Annotated in this window: 13 protein-coding genes; 10 read left to right on the top strand and 3 right to left on the bottom strand. The window is 71.4% G+C overall.

Annotated features, from left to right (window positions below):
• Positions 1 to 4: 4 nt before the first annotated feature.
• Positions 5 to 670, top strand: coding sequence for a response regulator transcription factor (locus ACFRAV_RS19980; RefSeq protein ID WP_351114397.1), 666 nt, complete (start codon positions 5 to 7; stop codon positions 668 to 670).
• A 125-nt stretch (positions 671 to 795) separates the two neighbouring features.
• Complete coding sequence (locus ACFRAV_RS19975; RefSeq protein ID WP_382557407.1) at positions 796 to 1,812, top strand: 2-hydroxyacid dehydrogenase; 1,017 nt, start codon at positions 796 to 798, stop codon at positions 1,810 to 1,812.
• Here the strand turns inward: ACFRAV_RS19975 and ACFRAV_RS19970 are convergent.
• A complete protein-coding gene (locus tag ACFRAV_RS19970) occupies positions 1,758 to 3,722 on the bottom strand; it encodes an anthranilate synthase family protein (RefSeq protein ID WP_382557404.1) in 1,965 nt (654 codons plus the stop codon). The genes ACFRAV_RS19975 and ACFRAV_RS19970 overlap by 55 nt on opposite strands.
• A 287-nt stretch (positions 3,723 to 4,009) precedes the next feature.
• Here ACFRAV_RS19970 and ACFRAV_RS19965 point away from each other — a divergent pair, with 287 nt between their 5' ends.
• A complete protein-coding gene (locus ACFRAV_RS19965) occupies positions 4,010 to 5,362 on the top strand; it encodes a class II 3-deoxy-7-phosphoheptulonate synthase (RefSeq protein ID WP_382557401.1) in 1,353 nt (450 codons plus the stop codon).
• 179 nt (positions 5,363 to 5,541) lie between these two features.
• On the top strand, positions 5,542 to 5,856 hold the full coding sequence (locus ACFRAV_RS19960; RefSeq protein ID WP_382557398.1) for a bacterioferritin-associated ferredoxin: 315 nt from the start codon (positions 5,542 to 5,544) through the stop codon (positions 5,854 to 5,856).
• Positions 5,857 to 5,869: 13 nt separating this feature from the next.
• Here the strand turns inward: ACFRAV_RS19960 and bfr are convergent, their stop codons facing one another.
• Entirely contained in the window at positions 5,870 to 6,364 is a 495-nt protein-coding gene (gene bfr / locus ACFRAV_RS19955) for a bacterioferritin (protein ID WP_351114391.1), read from the bottom strand.
• Between the two features lie 203 nt (positions 6,365 to 6,567).
• Here bfr and ACFRAV_RS19950 point away from each other — a divergent pair, with 203 nt between their 5' ends.
• A complete protein-coding gene (locus ACFRAV_RS19950) occupies positions 6,568 to 7,215 on the top strand; it encodes a sulfite oxidase-like oxidoreductase (protein WP_382557395.1) in 648 nt (215 codons plus the stop codon).
• A 7-nt stretch (positions 7,216 to 7,222) separates the two neighbouring features.
• Here the strand turns inward: ACFRAV_RS19950 and ACFRAV_RS19945 are convergent, their stop codons facing one another.
• Entirely contained in the window at positions 7,223 to 8,098 is an 876-nt protein-coding gene (locus ACFRAV_RS19945; protein ID WP_382557393.1) for a deoxyribonuclease IV, read from the bottom strand.
• Between the two features lie 483 nt (positions 8,099 to 8,581).
• On the opposite strand from ACFRAV_RS19945, the gene ACFRAV_RS19940 reads away from it, so the two are divergent.
• The 5 genes from ACFRAV_RS19940 to ACFRAV_RS19920 all read left to right on the top strand — a co-directional run bounded on the left by ACFRAV_RS19940 (position 8,582) and on the right by ACFRAV_RS19920 (position 14,756).
• Positions 8,582 to 9,394, top strand: a complete 813-nt coding sequence (locus ACFRAV_RS19940) for a class I SAM-dependent methyltransferase (protein ID WP_382557391.1) — start codon at positions 8,582 to 8,584, stop codon at positions 9,392 to 9,394.
• Positions 9,391 to 12,087 (top strand): SUMF1/EgtB/PvdO family nonheme iron enzyme, encoded by a 2,697-nt coding sequence (locus ACFRAV_RS19935; RefSeq protein ID WP_382557388.1) that lies wholly within the window; start codon positions 9,391 to 9,393, stop codon positions 12,085 to 12,087. The genes ACFRAV_RS19940 and ACFRAV_RS19935 overlap by 4 nt, the downstream gene beginning before the upstream one ends.
• A complete protein-coding gene (locus ACFRAV_RS19930; protein ID WP_351114385.1) occupies positions 12,084 to 12,368 on the top strand; it encodes a hypothetical protein in 285 nt (94 codons plus the stop codon). Before ACFRAV_RS19935 ends, ACFRAV_RS19930 begins: the two co-directional genes overlap by 4 nt.
• Positions 12,369 to 12,370: 2 nt before the next feature.
• Positions 12,371 to 13,654 carry a hypothetical protein gene (locus tag ACFRAV_RS19925; protein WP_382557385.1) on the top strand — a complete coding sequence of 428 codons (1,284 nt, stop codon included), beginning with the start codon at positions 12,371 to 12,373 and terminating at the stop codon, positions 13,652 to 13,654.
• Positions 13,655 to 13,793: 139 nt separating this feature from the next.
• On the top strand, positions 13,794 to 14,756 hold the full coding sequence (locus ACFRAV_RS19920) for an alpha/beta hydrolase family esterase (RefSeq protein ID WP_382557383.1): 963 nt from the start codon (positions 13,794 to 13,796) through the stop codon (positions 14,754 to 14,756).
• The last annotated feature ends 99 nt before the right edge of the window (positions 14,757 to 14,855 follow it).

Here is a 14,855-nt window from a genome sequence, read left to right as displayed (position 1 = left end):
ACCGATGGGGGAGAGCCCGTTGAAGGTGATGGTGGTCGACGACCACCCGATGTGGCGCGACGCGGTCGCCCGGGACCTGGCGGGAGCCGGGCTCGAGGTGGTGGCCACCGCCGGTGACGGCGAGCAGGCGGTGCGGCGGGCCCGCGCCGTGCGGCCCGACGTGCTGGTGCTCGACCTCAACCTGCCGCTCAAGCCGGGTGTCGAGGTCTGCCGTGAACTCGTGGGCGCCGACCCCTCGCTGCGGGTGCTGGTGCTGTCGGCCAGCGGCGAGCACGCCGACGTGCTGGAGGCGGTGAAGTCCGGCGCCACCGGCTACCTGGTGAAGTCCGCGTCCACCGAGGAACTGCTCGACGCGGTCCGCCGCACCGCCGTCGGCGAGGCCGTCTTCACCCCCGGGCTGGCCGGACTGGTGCTCGGCGAGTTCCGGCGACTGGCCGCCGGACCGGCCGAGCCGGCCCCCGCCACGCCCGCTCCCCGGCTCACCGACCGCGAGACCGAGGTGCTGCGCCTGGTCGCCAAGGGGCTGTCGTACAAGCAGATCGCCGAGCGGCTGGTGATCTCCCACCGGACCGTCCAGAACCACGTGCAGAACACCCTCGGCAAGCTCCAGCTGCACAACCGGGTGGAGCTGGTGCGCTACGCCATCGAGACGGGCCTGGACGAGGACTGACCCGCCCCGGCATCGGAGCCTGCCCGGGGGCCCGGACACCGGCATCGCCCAGGGCCGACCGGCCCTGGCCGAAAAGGCCCTCCGGCCGCTCGCGGGCGCTGCGGGGGGCTCGTAGGGTCGGCTGCATGGAGATCCTCGCGTTCGGAGTCCAAAACGACGAGAAGCCGCTCCTGGAGGCGGCCTTCGCCGAGGCGGTGGGCCCGCTCGGGCACGAGCTGCGCTGCCTGGACGTCAATCTCGACGCGGACACCGCCGCCCTGGCCCTCGACCACGAGGTGGTGGTCAGCCCGGTCAACGCGGAGCTGGACCGCGAGGTGCTGGGAGTGCTCGCGGCCGGCGGCACCCGGCTGATCGCCCAGCGCTCCACCGGCTTCAACAACATCGACCTGCCCGCCGCCGAGCAGCTGGGCATGACCGTCGCGCGGGTCTCCGCCTACTCGCCGCACGCGGTCGCCGAGCACGCCTGGGCGCTGGCCCTCGCCTGCAACCGGCACATCGCGCGGGCCGCCCGCCGCACCCGCGACTTCGACTTCCGCATCAACGGCCTGATGGGCCGCGACCTGCACGGCCGCACCGCCGGAGTGATCGGTACCGGGAAGATCGGCGCGGCCTTCGCCCGGATCGCCCACGGCTTCGGCATGCGGCTGCTGGGCTGGGACGTCCGGGAGAACCCCGAGTGCCTGGACCTGGGCATGAGCTACGTGCCGACCGCGGACCTGCTGGCCCGCTCGGACCTGATCACCCTGCACGTGCCGCTCCTCCCCGAGACCCAGCACCTCATCGACGCCGACTCGCTGCGGATCATGAAGGACGACGCGATCCTGGTGAACACCAGCCGCGGTGGCCTGGTGGACACCGCCGCGCTGGTCGCCGAACTGCGGGCCGGTCGTTTCACCGGCGTGGGCCTGGACGTCTACGAGGCGGAGGAGGGCCTGTTCTTCCAGGACAAGTCGCTGGACTTCGTCGACGACGACACCCTGGCCCGCCTGGTCACCTTCCCCAACGTCCTGGTCACCGGCCACCAGGCCTACTACACGTCCGACGCGGTGGGGCAGATCGCGCACACCACCGCGTCGAACGTGGTGGACTACCTGGCCGGCCGCCGCTCGGAGAACGTGCTCGCGCCCAGGCCGTCCGCCTGAGCCACGGCGCCGCCCGCCGCCGCGCCGCCGGTCCCCATCGCGTTGCCCGCCGTGCGCATCACCCCCGCCAGCAGCTCGCGCACCACGTCGATGCCGCGCACGGTGAGCACCGACTCCGGGTGGAACTGCACCCCGGCGAACCCGGGCCCCCGCAGCGCGTGCACCTCGCCGTCCGCGTCCCGGGACACCTCCACGCCGTGCGCGGCGAGCCCGGCGGCGGCCGCGTCGTCGCAGCGGGCGACGAAGCTGTTGTAGAAACCGACCGTCTCCGGCCGCCCGAACAGGTCCAGCGTGGTCTGCGCCCCCTGGTACGGCACCCGCTTGCGGACGATCTCCAGCCCCAGCTCGGCAGCGATCAGCTCGTGGCCCAGGCACACGCCCAGCACCCCGTGCGGACGCTCCCGGAGCACCCGGGCGGCCAGGTCCCGCAGGAACCGCATCCGCGGGTCGGCGGCGTCCCCCGGGTCGCCCGGGCCGGGGCCCAGGACCACCGGACCCGGATGGGCGAGCACCGCCTCGCGCAGCCCCGGCTCGTCGAAGCGGCGCACGGTCACCGTCAGGCCGAGCGAGCGCAGCAGGTGGGCCAGCATCGCGGTGAACGTGTCCTCCGCGTCGACCACCAGCGCGTGGCCCGAGAGCGTCGCGCCGCCGTCCTCGGCCCGCTCGCGCATCCGCAGCCAGAACGGCGCCAGCTCCGTGCGCCGGGCGTCCAGCGCGGCCCGCACCCGCGGGTCCTCGCCCAGCCGGGGAGCCGTCCGCTCCTCCCGCGGCCGTCCCGGGCGCACGCCGAGGGCGGCCAGCACCCCGGCCGCCTTCGCGTGCGTCTCGGCCACCTCGCCGGCCGGGTCCGAGCCGCGCACCAGCGTCGCCCCGACGCCCACCCGCAGCGTGCCGTCGGCGGCGACGTCCGCGGTGCGGATCAGGATGGGGGAGTCCAGCGTCTGCGCGCCGCCCGCGTCCCGGCCGAGCAGGGCGAGCGCGCCCGCGTAGTAGCCGCGGCCGTCGGGCTCGTGCCGTTCGATGACCCGGCAGGCGTTCTGCACCGGCGAGCCGGTCACCGTGGCGGCGAACATGGTCTCCCGCAGCACCTCGCGGACGTCCAGCGTGGAGCGGCCGCGCAGCTCGTACTCGGTGTGCGCCAGGTGCGCCATCTCCTTCAGCCGGGGCCCGACCACCACCCCGCCCATGTCACCGACCGTGCACATCATCTTGAGCTCCTCGTCCACCACCATGGACAGCTCCTCGGTCTCCTTGGCGCTGCCCAGGAACTCCAGCAGGTCCTCGGGGGTGGGTCCGCCGGCCGGGTAACGGTAGGTGCCGCTGATGGGGTTCATCACCACGGCCTGCCCGGACATCCGCACGTGCACCTCCGGGCTCGCCCCGACCAGCGTGCGGTCCCCGGTGTGGACCACGAACGTCCAGTACGCGCCGCGCTCGCCCTCCAACAGCCGCCGGAACAGGGCCAGCGCGTCCACCGCCCCGAAGCCGTCGATCCGGCCGCGGTAGGTGCGCCGGATCACGAAGTTGGCGCCCTCGCCGCGTCCGATCTCCTCGCGCAGCACGCGCTCCACGGTGCGCGCGTAGGAGGCGTCGTCCTGGTCGAAGCCGCCGTCCTCCACCCGCACCTCGTGCGCGGGCAGCTGCGCCAGGGCCTCGGCGAGCGGGATCTCGTACGACTCCTCGGGGGTCAGCGCCAGCAGCGGCGTGCCGTCGTCGCGGACGTCGAAGCCGCGGTCGCGGATCTGCCGGAACGGCACCAGGGCCAGCGCCCGCTCCGGCAGGTCGGCCAGCCTCTCGTGGGCGGCCACCGGGCCGACCAGCAGCTCGACGAGATCGTGATCACGGCCGGGGGTGCGGCGGCGCAGCAGGGCGAACGGGCGGCCGTCGCCGGGCAGCAGCGAGAGGTCCATGTCGGGTGCTCCTCCGTGGTGGGAGTGGTGGGGGAGGAGCGGCCCGGTCGCGAAAACGCCGAAGGCCGCCCCTCGGGCGGCCTTCGCGAAGTGTGGATACGCGCAGTCAGTGGGCCGCCGAAGGAGCGGTCCACCACCAGTTCAGGTGCTGCTGCAGGTGCTGCGCGTGTGCTGACATGGCGGGAACCCTACCCGAGCGGGGCGGCGGATGTGCCGGGAATGGACGGAGCGTCCCACAGTGTGGGCTCCCGTCGGCGTGCCGCAGGCGAGCCCGTACCCTTGCTGACGTGACCGTGAACCTTGAGAGCCCTGCTACCTTCGTGCCCACCTGGCGAGACCTGCCCGCTGCCCAGCAGCCGGAGTATCCCGACCAGAAGGCCCTGAGCAAGGTCGTCACGGAGCTCGAGAGCTACCCGCCGCTGGTGTTCGCCGGCGAGTGCGACCAGCTGAAGGCCCGGCTGGCGGCCGTCGCCAAGGGGGACGCGTTCCTGCTCCAGGGCGGCGACTGCGCGGAGTCCTTCGACGGCGTCGGCGCCGAGCAGATCCGCGCCAAGCTCAAGACGCTGCTCCAGATGGGCGCCGTCCTCACCTACGCGGCCTCCGTGCCGGTGGTGAAGGTCGGCCGGATCGCCGGCCAGTACTCCAAGCCGCGCTCCAAGCCCATGGAGACGCGCGACGGCGTGACGCTGCCGGTGTACCGCGGCGACTCGGTGAACGGCTTCGACTTCACCGAGGAGTCCCGGATCCCCGACCCCGAGCGCCTCAAGCGGATGTACAACGCCTCCGCCTCCACGCTCAACCTGGTGCGCGCCTTCACCACCGGCGGCTACGCCGACCTGCGGCAGGTGCACGCCTGGAACCAGGACTTCGTGAAGTCGTCCCCCTCCGGCCAGCGCTACGAGCAGCTCGCCCGGGAGATCGACAACGCGCTGAACTTCATGCGGGCCTGCGGGACGGACCCCGAGGAGTTCAAGACCGTCGAGTTCTACGCCTCGCACGAGGCGCTGCTGATGGACTACGAGACCGCCCTGACCCGGGTGGACTCGCGCACCGGCAAGCTCTACGACGTCTCCGGCCACATGGTCTGGATCGGCGAGCGGACCCGGCAGATGGACCACGCGCACATCGAGTTCGCGTCGAAGATCCAGAACCCGATCGGCATCAAGCTCGGCCCCACCACCACGGCCGAGGACGCGCTCCAGTACATCGAGCGTCTCGACCCGGAGCGTGAGCCGGGCCGGCTGACCTTCATCGTCCGCATGGGCGCGGACAAGGTCCGCGACAAGCTCCCCGAGCTGGTCGAGAAGGTCACCGCCTCCGGCGCGACGGTCGCCTGGGTGACGGACCCGATGCACGGCAACACCTTCGAGGCCGCCTCCGGCCACAAGACCCGCCGCTTCGACGACGTGCTCGACGAGGTCAAGGGCTTCTTCGAGGTCCACAAGGAGCTCGGCACCCACCCCGGCGGCATCCACGTGGAGCTCACCGGCGACGACGTCACCGAGTGCGTGGGCGGCGGCGACGAGATCTTCGTCGACGACCTGCACCAGCGCTACGAGACGGCCTGCGACCCGCGGCTCAACCGCAGCCAGTCGCTGGACCTGGCGTTCCTGGTGGCGGAGATGTACCGCTCGCAGTGAGTGGCTGACGACAGCATGACGATGGGGCGCGGATCACAGGGATCCGCGCCCCATCGGTCTTCCCGGGTACGAAGCGGTGGGTTAGGTTAGGTTTGCCTCACCAAGTGGAACCTGGGATTCCGGATTCCGCTCCGCGAGGCCTCTTCGACGAGACGATCCCAGGACGGAGGTGGAGCGACGTGTTCGTGTGCAGCTGCTTCGGCGTGACCGAGGAGCAGGTCAAGCGCCACGCGGAGAACGGCGCGTGCACCCCCCGCCAGATCGCCTCCGCCTGCAAGGCCGGCACCGACTGCGGCGGCTGCGTCAAGCGCATCCAGGCCATCCTCGGCCGGGGCGCCTGCCCCCGCCGCGAGCTCATCGAGCAGGGCCGCCCCTCCGAGGCGCTGGCCGCGCCCGGTGAACTCCCCGCCGAGGGCCCCGGCGCTCCCGTCGAGCCGCTGCCCCGTCCCGTCGTCGTGCCCGTCATCCCGCGCGCCTACCCCGAGGCCGCCTGAGTCCGCGGAGGGCTCAGCCCGCCGAGGAGTCCGGCGTGACCTGCTCGATCACCGTCGCGATGTACAACGGCTCGCCCAGCTTCTCGATCAGCTCCAGCTGGGTGTCCAGGTAGTCGATGTGGTGCTCCTCGTCCGCGAGGATCGCCTCGAAGATGTTGGCCGAGGTGATGTCGTTCTTGGCCCGCATGACCTCGACGCCGCGCCGCAGCCGGTCGATCGCCTCGACCTCCACCTGCTTGTCCGCCTCGAACATCTCGGTGAGGGTCTGGCCGACGCGGACGTGGAAGAGCCGCTGGTAGTTGGGCAGCCCGTCCAGCATCAGGATGCGCTCGGTGAGCAGCTCCGCGTGCCGCATCTCGTCGAAGGACTCCGCGCGGGTGTACCGGGCCAGCTTCGTCCAGCCCTTGTGGTCCTGGAGCTTGGAGTGCAGGAAGTACTGGTTGATCGCCGTCAGCTCGGCGGTCAGCTGCTCGTTGAGGAACTCGATGACCTCGGGGTCGCCCTGCATGCGGCGGGTCCTTCCAGACGCGGATCGATGTGACGGGTGCTGCGTGACGCGTGCTGCTGCTGCGAGACTGCTGCGCCCGCATGATGGCAACCCGCCGCCCCCACGTCCAGTAAGTGCACACTTACCCGTCTTTGTTCCTTTTTGCCCCCCGGTCGGCCGAGGCGGTTCCTCCGGCCCGTGAGGGGTCTGTCAGGATGGGTGACATGGGTCAGCCGGAGGAACACGCGTCCGGGGAAGCGGCACAGCCGGGACTTCCCCAGCCGGAACTTCCCCCCGGGCAGCGACTGCAGCGCGGCTGGCCGGTGACGCACTACGGCCCGGTGCCCCGGTTCCGCCCGGAGCGGTGGGAGTTCCAGGTCTTCGGCGCCACCGCGGACGCGGCCAAGCACTCCTGGAACCACACCGAGTTCGGCGCCCTCCCGCGCAGCACCGTGGTGGCCGACCTGCACTGCGTCACCAAGTTCAGCATGATCGGCGCCGAGTGGAGCGGCGTGCCCGCCCGGGTCGTCCTGGAGGCCGCGCCGCCCGCGCCCGACGTCACCCATGTGATGGTGTGGGCCGAGTACGGCTTCAGCTCCAACATGCGGCTGTCGGACTTCGCCGACGAGCGGAGCATCTTCGCCACCCACAAGGACGGCGAGCTCCTCACCGCCGAGCACGGCTTCCCACTCCGCCTGATCGTGCCCCACCTGTACGCCTGGAAGGGCCCCAAATGGGTCCGCGCCGTCGAATACATGACGGCCGACCGGCGCGGGTTCTGGGAGGAACGGGGCTACCACAACGTCGGCGACCCCTGGAAGGAACAGCGGTACTCCTACCAGGAGGAACCCGGCGAGGGCCCGGACCTCTAGGCGGTCCTCAGTCCTGGAGCTGCTCCCGCAGCTTCTTCAGCCGCTCCACATCGGCCGCGTGGCCCTCCTTGCCGCCGGGCGTCTCGATCACCAGCGGCACGCCGTCGGTCGCCGGGTGCCGCATCAGCTCCCGGAACGGGTCCTCGCCGATGTGCCCCTCGCCGATGTTCGCGTGGCGGTCCTTGTGCGCGCCGACGACGTCCTTGGAGTCGTTGGCGTGGATCAGCTTCAGCCGGCCCGGGCCGACCGTCGCCACCAGCTCGTCCAGCGTCTCGCGCATACCGTCCGCACCGGTCAGGTCGTGCCCGGCGGCGAAGATGTGGCAGGTGTCCAGGCAGATCCCCAGCTTGGGGTGGGAGTCCAAGGCCTCGAAGTACGGCCCGAAGTCCTCCGCCTTCGAACACAGGGACGACCCCTGCCCGGCCGTCGACTCGATCAGCAGGAACGGGTCGTCGTCGTGCGTCAGCTCCTCCAGCAGCGGCAGCATCTGCTCCCGCACCTGCTTCAGGGCCACGGCCCGCTCGCGCCCCCCGGTGGCGCTCCCGGTGTGCACGACCACCCCGAGCGCCCCGATCTCCCGCCCCCGCCGCAGCGAGTGCCGCAGCGACGCCACCGACCGCTCCACCGTCGCCTCGGTGTGCGACCCGAAGTTGATCAGGTACGGGGCGTGGACGTACGCCGGTATCGACTCCTGCGCGCACGCGGCGCGGAACGCCTCGTCCTGCGCGGGGTTGCCGGTGGGGGTGGCCCAGCCGCGCGGGTTCGCCACGAAGACCTGCACGGTCTCCGCGCCGAGGTCGCGGGCGTAGGACAGGCCGACGGTGCTGAGGCCGCCGGCGACGGGGACATGGCCGCCGACGGGGTTGCGGAACGCGTGCTTCACCCGTCCAGGGTGCCACGGCGGCCGTCCTGCCCTCGCGGCCGCCCCACGAGGTGCCGTGTCCGTTTTTGAGCCCTGTAGCACCGAAAACGGGGCACAGCCGGCACCGAGAACGGTGCGGAGGCCGGGCAGGGCATCCTGTCAGGCCGGCCCGGGCCCGGACAGATACCGCACCAGCTCCCGGGCCGCCGCACGGCGGACCCGTCCGTCGGCATCCCCCGCAGCAGATGCCTCCGAAGATCGCCCACGCTGTGCCCCGTCTCCAGCCACCGCAGCGCCAGCCCCACCAACTTGGGGTGTGATCCAGGGGCCTTCGCCCCGCAAGACGGTCCGGGCCGAGTTGGCTCTCTTCTCCCTCACGGCCGGCACCAGTGAACAGGGCTCGGGGCAGGCGGATTTCACCCTGTCCGCCCCTGTGACGAGGCGGTAGCCTGCCTGGTGATTCGGGCGGCAGGGGCCGTCACCTGGGGTGGGACGAGGGGGATCGTGGAACAGCGCGACGTGCGGGGGCACTACGACGAGCTTGCTGCCGAGTACGACGAGCACTGGGTCTACGGTCCTGAGTACGTGCCCTGGATGTCGGCGCGGATCGCGGAGGCCCTGGAGCTCGGGCCCGAGGACCGGATCGCCGACATCGGCTGCGGCACCGGTCTGTTCGCCAAGGAGGTCGCACGGCAGGTCGAGCCGCGGCAGCCTGTGCTCTGCGTCGATCCGTCGGAGGCGATGCTGCGTGGGCTGGGCACGCCGCCCTCGCCCGAGCTGGTCCCTCTCGCCGCGTCTGCCGAGGAAGTGGCCGAGGGTCGGGTCGAGGTGCCGTACGAGCGACTCGACGCCGTGTGGTTGAAGGAGTCGGTGCATCACCTGGCCGATCCAGGCCGCACACTGCGAGGGCTGGCCGAGCGGCTGGCGCCGGGCGGACGGCTGCTGGTGGTGATGCTGCCGGCGACCATCAAGTACCCGTTGTTCCGGGCGGCCCTCGACCGGTTCGAGGAGCTGCAGCCGGACCCGCTCGGCATCGTGGAGCACCTGCGTGCGGCAGGTCTCGAGGCAGAGCTCGGCTTCGTCGAGCACGAGCTGCGGATCGACCGCGAGCGGTATCTCGGCATGGTGCGGGCCCGGTACATGTCGCTCCTCTCCACCTTCAGCGACGCCGAGATCGAGAAGGGCGTCGAGGAGATCAAGGCGGCCCATCCCGAGCCGGTGCTGGCGTTCCCGGACACGTTCGCGTTCGTGGTCGGGCGACGGCCAGGTGCGGAGACGGCCGCAGGTGACGCCGACCGGAGGGAGGAGGAGGCGTGAGTACTGTCGTCGACGAGCGGCTGCGGCGGCTCCGGGCCGAACTGGACGACCACTCCCGGATTGCCGAGCGGCTGGGGCTCGACCTGGAGCGGCCCTTACGGTCGCTGCGCGACGGGTATCCGGAGAATGCGGTCGCCCTGGTCGGGAAGCTGACCGAGAAGCTGCTCAAGGAGTTGTGGCGGCACCACGACATCGCAGGCGATCCGTCGTCGAAGGCGCTCAACGACCTGGTCAAGGGCTGCCGTCCGCACATTCGTAGCGGCAACGTGCTCAACGCCCTGGACGACATCCGCCGGCTGCGCAACCGGTCGACGCACGACGGGTATGACATCAGCGAGGAGGACGGCCTGCTTGCGGTCCGCCGGCTGGTGGACGTGCTGGTGTGGTTCACCAGCACGGGAAGCGCGGCACTCCTGGGCGGAGAGCCACAGATGGCGCCGGAGGTCGCGCGCCGGAGCGAGTTCCTTGCCGGGCTGTACGTGACGCTCGGATACCGGCAGGCCAAGAGGTTCGTGCTGAGCGCGGACACCGTGTACCAGCTGTTCTGCCGGGAGGCGGGAATGCGGCTGGAGTACGTGGAACTGCTGGTCTCCCAGGACGCGGACGACCTTCGTGCCGTCCTCTCCTCCGGGGACGGGGAGCTGCTGCGGACGCGGCTGCCGAAGCTCACCCGGTTCGTGGTGCTGGACGTGGATGAGCCCGATCGAGGTGACGCTGACGGTGGCGTCAGCGGGGGTCCGGGAGGGCGGGCGTTGCAGCAGTTGCTCGGCACCGACGTGCGGATCGTGCCTTACGGGGGCTTCGTCGACACGATCGTGCAGATCGACGCCCATCTGGCTCCGCTGGCCGCCACCCTTGCCCCGGCGGAATCCCGAAGTCGGGTCTCCGCGGCGATGCTGCGGACCCACCCGCTCACCGGGGAATCCGGCGTGGAGCGGACCGGTGACGCTGCGGAGCTGCTGGTTCGGCTGGCCCAGGGCAGCGCCAACGTGCTGGTCACCGGTCGTCCGGGAAGCGGCAAGAGCACGCTGCTGCGCTCGCTGGTGCTGGATTCTGGCCTGCGCCGGTTCCGGTTCTACTTCGACCTCGGGTTGAAGCCGAAGGACGAGCCGTTCTCCGAGTACGCGGCCAGACTGCTGGCGCCCGCGATGGGCTCGGAGCGTTCGCGCGCGTACGACCTCTTCCTCTTCCTGATCCGGTCCGGCATGGCGTTGTGCGTGCTGGACGCCGTGGACGAAGGGGTTGAGGAGGCCAGTCCCGCCGGGTTCCTGCGGCTGTTCAGCGACCTCGCCGCCGTGCTGTCCGCCGAGTCGGCCGTGGTGATGAGCTCGCGCGTGGCCTTCCTCGCCGACTCGCCGCAGGTGCGGCAGCTCCTGGACAGCGGCGCCGGCCGTTCCGAGCAGCTGGTCGAGCAGATGTACGCGAACGGGGTCGACCCCGCGCGCGTCCCGCACTTCCATGTCGTGCGGCTCACCGAACCCGACACCACGCCGCTGGAGCGGGGGCTGACGTCCGCTCTCGATCTGGAGCCGGGTACGTCGCTGGCGGGCGTGCTGGGGACGCACCTCACGCGAACCCTGGAGGAGGCGGGACAGTCGCAGCTGGAGGGCCGGCTGCCGGAGGCGTTCGGGCGGGCGTTCCTGGAGGACCGGACCGTGTTCTCCCTGCTCGACCTGCATCGGTGGCTGGGGCCCGGCGCGTTCGGGGACGGGCGGCTGGACCTCGAGGCGTGCGTGCTCGCGCCTCTGCTGCGCCCTGCGGGGCCGGAGCGGGTCGCGTTCGCGCACACGGCGTACCAGGAACTGCTGGCGGCGCGGTATCTCGCCGATCCGGCTCACCGGGAGGGTGCAGCGGACATCGCCGACGGGGTCTTCCTCACGGAGCAGGTACGGGCATTCCTGGCGGAGGTTTCCGCGGGTGCGGCTACGGATACGGACGATTGCGTGCTGCCCGCCGGGGCGTATCTGGTCGGTCCGGCCGAGCGGCTGATGATCCGGCGGGTGGAGCGTCCGGTGAGGTTCGACCGGTACGCGGTGACGGTGACGCGGTATCGCAGGTTCCTGGAGGCCCTGGAGGAGGACGGTACGTCGCGCTGGGACCATCCCGATCAGCCGGCCGGCTTCTCCCACCGGCCGTGGACGGAGCGGATGCGTCACCCGGACTACTACGAGAACCCGCGCTTCGACGACTACCCCGCCACCTGCGTCAGCTGGTGGAGCGCGTACGCCTTCGCCGCGTTCGAGGGGAAGCGGCTGCCGAGCTCACTGGAGTGGGAGGCTGCGGCCCGCGGTGGTGACGGGCGGCTGTTCCCATGGGGCGACGAGGCCGACGGCATTCGGATCAACTGCGCCGACACCTGGGTGGGCAAGCCGGTGGTGACGTACCAGGCCTGGTACCGGGACTTCGCGGACGACGCCGTGCGCCGGGCCGCGGTGACACCGGTCGACGAGCGGCCAGGGAACCGGTCGCCGTTCGGGGTGACGGACATGGTGGGCAACTGCTGGGAATGGACCTCCACCAGCCTTTCCGACCCGGGAGAGGCGGTCATCTGCGGCGGCAGCTACGACAATCCTCTGCGTGCCGTGCAGACCAGCAGCAAGGGGATCTATCGCAAGCGCGGGGCGAGCAACGCGGTCGGCTTCCGGTGCGTGGAGGACCTGGCCATCGACGAGGCGGAGGCGATCCGGAAGTGAGTGACGTCGACGACCTCCGCGGCAGCCCGGCGCGGTACGGGACCATCGTCGACCGGCGGCCCAGTGGCGGAGGACCGACCGGATCGATGGGGGCGTACATCGTCCTCGACGACGAGGAGGAGCGGTACTACAGCTTCGACTACCGGCAGATCGTGACGGAGGGGTTCCGGACGATCCGCACGGGCGAACGGGTGCGCTTCCACGTCGACGGACGAAGCCCCGACCGGGCCGAATTCGTCATCCGGCTGGACCAGCCGGACCCGGCCGAGTACTACGGGTGAGCATGAGCACTCCGAACGGGCCGCCGCTCCCGCTGCACGACGCGCCGCCCGGTGCCCGCCAAGAGCTGGCCGTGGTCCTTCCGGTGCGGTTGCCGGGTGTGCCGGACTGGGCGGAGGGACCGTTCCCGTTCGAGCTGGGCAGCCGGCGGACGGACACGGCCACCAGGTCGACGTACTTCACGCCCGCCTCGGCACGGGCCCTGTACGGGGTCCCCGGCCGGCCCCGGCGCTGGCATCAGCCGCTGGACGTCAAGCAGGACGGGATGCGGCTACTGGGCGTCGAGTTGCTGTGCGCGTCGACGACGGTCGGGGCGGAACAGGGTCTGGCGATCCTGCACTTCACCGTGGAGGACCCGCTGCTGCCGGTGCTGCGGGCGTTGTCAGGGAGGCCCGGGGACCGCACCGATCCGTTGAGCGGGCGCTTCGACCCGGCGAGGCTGTTGGAGGGCGTGGCCGAACTCCCGGGAGACAGATCCCCGTTCGCGATCACACGTCCGTATCCGATCGCGTTCATGTCGCCGACCGCGGCGCACCGCTCTGCCCTGCGGGCCGGCCCCGACGACCGGGTGCCCGCATCGGCGGACCAGTGGCTGTGGCAGCTGGCGTCCCGTTCCACGGCCGAGGACTTCCCCGTACCGCCGGAGTGCACCGACGACCTGCTCAAGGACGTGGTGCGGATCTCGGCCGACTGGAGCGCGCTGGTGCTGCGGCAGGGAGCCGCGTTCCTGGGCCACCGGGCCGACACGGGGGAGGGCGACTTCTACGGGTTCGCGGCGCTGCACTTCCGTACGGTCTACCTCGACGCCCTGCTGCTGGGGATGCTGCAGCGGGACCACATCGACGTGCTGACGGACCAGCTCTCCGAGGTCTTCGACGCGACCGGGCTCGCCGGCCGGGTCGCGGCGCTGGAGCGGAACATCGCCGTGTTCCGCAGCACGTACTGGCGGCAGCACCTCACCGCACACGGCCCGGCGAACGACCTCCTGCTGGCCTTCCAGCGGCAGCACCGGCTTCCGGAGCGGTTCGCCGAGATCCTCGCCGAGGCCGCCGACTACAGCCGGCTCGTCCAGACCCGCGAGAGCCAGCAGATCAGCGGCGCCCTCGGCGTCCTCACCATCCTGGGCCTGCCGCTCGGCACGGCCCTGGGCGTCCTCCAGGTGCTCGACGACAAGTCGATGGCGCACCTGTTCATCGCGCTCGGCGCGTCCGTCGCGGCCACGGCGGGGGCGCTCACCACGCGGTACGGGCGGCTCGTGCTGGCGGCGCTGCGGGGAGGCGACAACTAAGTTCCCACCCGGGTGACGCCCCTTATCGGGTGCATGTCATTCGTGGTCGACTCGGAAGCATCTGCAGCCGAAGGGCACGGGGGCTCCCTCGTGCTGGTTGCCGCAATTCAGACGTCCCCGACAAGGAGAAGGCGGCCACGTGACGGTCCGACGAAGATCACGGAGAGGCGCCGTCCTGCTGGCGGCGGTCGCCGGGGTGGTCGCACTGCTTGCCGGCTGTCAGGCGTCGGCGGAACCGGGCAAGAAGCCCGCCTCCCTCACCGAGGTGACCGACTTCGGGAAGAACCCGGGCGGTCTGCGCATGTACGAGTACGTGCCGAACAGCGCCGGGGCGCGTCCGCCGGTGCTGGTGGCGATCCACCAGTGCACGGGCTCGGCGTCCGGCTTCCACGCGGGCACGGCGTTCGCCCAGCTGGCCGACCGGTACGGGTTCATCGTCGTCTACCCGGACGCCAACTCCGAGGGCCAGTGTTTCGACTCGGCTTCTTCGCAGGCGCTCAAGCGCGACGGCGACAGCGACCCGACGAGCATCGTCTCGATGGTGGAATACGCCGAGGAACACCACGGGGCCGATGCCGGGCGGGTGTACGTCACCGGTGCCTCGTCCGGGGCGAACATGACCAACGTGCTCCTGGCCGACCACCCCGATCTCTTCAAGGCCGGGTCGGTCTTCATGGGCGTGCCGTTCGGCTGCTTCCCCGTCGACGACTACGGGTCGGACGGTTGGGAGGAGTGCTCCAGCGGTCGGCACACCGAGACCCCGCGGAAGTGGGGTGATCTGGTGCGCGACGCGTACCCGGGCTACAGGGGGGCCCGACCGCGGGTGCAGCTGTGGCACGGCACCGAGGACGACATCCTGAACCACAAGAACCTCGGTGAAGAGATCAAACAATGGACCGACGTCCTGGGGGTGAGCCAGGAGCCGGTGCTCACCGACAAGCCGAAGCCGGGGTGGACCCGCACCCGTTACGACGACGACGGCGAGCAGCCGCCCCTCGAGGTGATCAGCGTCGAGGGCGGGCGGCACGACTTCCCGAACTCCGGCATGGAGGCCATGGCCATTGCCTTCCTCGGTCTTGATCGGAGCGACGACCAGGGATGACGCGGGCCTCGCGTCCTCGCGCCCTCGCGTCGGGGCCGAGCCGTTCCGGGGCCACGTCCTTGGGCGCCCACGTGCCCCCTCGCGGCGGCAGCGCTCGCC

The organism is Streptomyces sp. NPDC056600 (genome assembly GCF_042792855.1).
Taxonomy (GTDB): Bacteria; Actinomycetota; Actinomycetes; order Streptomycetales; family Streptomycetaceae; genus Streptomyces.
The sequence above is the reverse complement of the archived record's forward strand: the minus strand, read 5'-3'. Positions and strand labels throughout refer to the sequence as shown.